This is a genomic window from Arthrobacter sp. LAPM80, from assembly GCF_046736435.1.
GTDB lineage: Bacteria > Actinomycetota > Actinomycetes > Actinomycetales > Micrococcaceae > Specibacter.
In genome coordinates this window covers 1-729 of the sequence record NZ_JBCHVD010000064.1, presented here as the reverse complement: position 1 = coordinate 729, position 729 = coordinate 1, and the positions used below count along the sequence as shown (strand labels likewise).

The 729-nt window shown below is 58.6% G+C and carries 1 protein-coding gene; it reads right to left on the bottom strand.

What is annotated here, in order from left to right; translation table 11 throughout:
* Positions 1-22: 22 nt before the first annotated feature.
* On the bottom strand, positions 23-729 hold a 707-nt coding region (locus tag AAGW05_RS18530; protein WP_411806031.1), incomplete at its 5' end, for a putative transposase.

Sequence of the window (729 nt, the reverse complement as noted above, 5' to 3'; positions counted from 1 at the left end):
CCAGGACTCCGGATATAGCGAGTTAATTTTTTCGAGATGATGCTTTGTCTTTGACTTCGTAGCGCAGGATGAGGTTGGTGCCGGGGTAGCGGGTTTCGGTGGAGGCGAGGTGGTTGCAAAGCTCGGCGAGGGCGTCGGTTTTCGCTGGGGTCGGCAGCGGATCGAGGCGGATCGTGAGGAATCCTGGAACGGTGGGGTCGATGTCCCCTGACTGGCCGAAGGCTTGGCGCATGAGGGCGTGGGCTTCATTGGAGGCTTTGGCATAGCCGGTATTGGTACGGATCTCCCTGGCGATGGTCATGGCGGTGTTGTAGGCGGCCATGCGGATCCCGGTATGGATCAACTTGACCTCGGTATCCAGGACTTGCTGGCCCGGTGATAGTTTCCCGAGCATGATCTTCGCGGGGATCTTCTTATGCGCCTTCTCGGCTTCTATGAGGGCTTTCTCGGCTTTCCACAACGGTTTCGTGATCGTGTTGTGCATTGTGCTGGTCACCACGACCTTGAGTTCCTTTTGCCCTGCCGGCGCCGTTCGCAGGGCGGTCAGTGCCGCGTCAACGTCCGCAGCAGCCTCGGCGTGATGTTTCCTGGCGGTGAGGAGTTTTTGGTAGGAGGCGTTCTTGGCGGGGTTGGGCACCAACCGCTTGATGTCATCGTCACTGGAAGCGTAGGAGTCGTGGGAGTCAAGGTCAAAGTGCATGCGTGCGTAGCGAAATTGGTTTTCCTGCC